This is a genomic window from Cellulomonas algicola (assembly GCF_003851725.1).
Lineage (GTDB): Bacteria > Actinomycetota > Actinomycetes > Actinomycetales > Cellulomonadaceae > Cellulomonas > Cellulomonas algicola.
The window spans coordinates 1-1,489 of the sequence record NZ_BHYL01000471.1 but is presented as its reverse complement, the minus strand read 5'-3'; the positions used below and the strand labels follow the sequence as shown (position 1 = coordinate 1,489).

Below are 1,489 nucleotides of genomic sequence, written 5' to 3'. Positions count from 1 at the left end.
GGCCGGACCAGGACGGCCCCGCGCTCCCCGGCGGAGGGAGGCGGGGCCGTCGGCTCCCGGCGCGAGCGGAGTCAGGCCGGGAGCGGAGGCCGGCAGCGGACCAGCTCGAGATCCGCGCCGGCGACGACGTCGAGGGAGCCGGCAGCGTGCGGGACGACGAGCGTCGCCCCGGCGCGCAGCGGGGTGCGGGTGCCGTCGGCGGCCACGAGCGTGCCGGTGCCGGCCGTGACGACGACCACGGCGAACGACGGCTCCCACCGGTCGTCGCCGCGCACGCGGTCGGCGCGGAAGAACGCGGCACCGCCCGGGAGCAGGGAACCGACCGTCGACGCGTCGGCCTGCACGAGCCCGGCGACCTCGTCGGACGACCAGCCCCGACGGTCCACGGCCCGCAGCGCGGTGGCGTGACCGAGCCCGAGGTGCCCGTCGCGCGGACCGTCGATCGCGAAGCCGTCCCACTCGAGCAGGATCGACAGGTCGGTGGGCTCCTGGAGCTCGACGACGAACGCGCCCGCACCGATCGCGTGCGGGAGCCCGGCGGGCACGAGCACCGCGTCGCCCGTGCGGACGTGCAGGCGGTGCATCGCGCCGAGCATCGCGGCGGTGTCCTGCGTCGCGACCCAGCGGTCGAGCTCGTCGGCGGTGACGTCGCGGGCGAACGCGAGGTGGACGTCGGCGTCGGCGAGCGCGATCCACGCCTCCGTCTTGCCGTGCGCGAGGCCGAGGTGCTCGCCCGCGAACGGGACGTCGGGGTGGGCGTGCACGGGCAGCCGCTCGCCGGCGTCGAGGAGCTTGACGAGCAGCGCCGTGTCGGGCCCGGACGCGGCGACGTGCTCGGCGCCGAGCCAGTGCACCGGGTCCGCGGCGACGGCGTCGGCGAGCAGGTCCCCCCGGGGGAGCGGCGACAGCCCGAGCGTCGGCTCCCCGAAGAGCGTGGTCGTCGAGCCGACCCAGTCCTCGGGCACGCGCTCGCTCGTCACGGGCTCGCCGCGGAACTCGGCGATGCGCGCACCGCCGCGGTAGAAGCGCTCGGGCGGCTGGTTCGCGGGCAGCGTCACCGGATGCGTGGGCCGGACGTCCGCCGACGCGTCGGCGGTCGGGCCGGCGGTTGGGTCCGCGGCGGTCGGGTCGGCGGCGGGTCGGGTCGTCACGCGTCCTCCTGGTCGGCCGCCGGGACGACGGCGATCGTCACGCCGGTGCGCCACGACGCGCCCGGCTCGAGCAGCGGTGCACCGGCGTGCGGCGCGTCGCGCTCGGCGCCGAGCAGCGGGGCGTTGGTCGGTTCGACGCCGAGCACCCACGCACCCGCGGCGGGCCAGGCCCACGTGCAGAGGCGGGGGAGGGTGTCGCCCGTCCAGCGGACCTCGACGTCGACGCCGTGCCCCGTGCCGGTGAGCCGCGCGACGGGCGTGCGGGGGCGGTGCTCGGCGACGACGGCCTCCGCTCCGGGGGCCGGGTCGGGCAGCACGAGCGGGGACCGGCCGGGCGG

2 protein-coding genes are annotated in these 1,489 nt (G+C 78.6%); both read right to left on the bottom strand.

The window, feature by feature from the left end; all coding sequences use genetic code 11:
• Positions 1-71: 71 nt before the first annotated feature.
• A complete protein-coding gene (locus CTKZ_RS20910) occupies positions 72-1,151 on the bottom strand; it encodes a class I mannose-6-phosphate isomerase (RefSeq protein ID WP_235843594.1) in 1,080 nt (359 codons plus the stop codon).
• Positions 1,148-1,489: DUF4432 family protein (locus CTKZ_RS20905; protein WP_124344688.1), on the bottom strand; the 342-nt coding region annotated here is incomplete at its 5' end. The genes CTKZ_RS20905 and CTKZ_RS20910, both read right to left, overlap by 4 nt.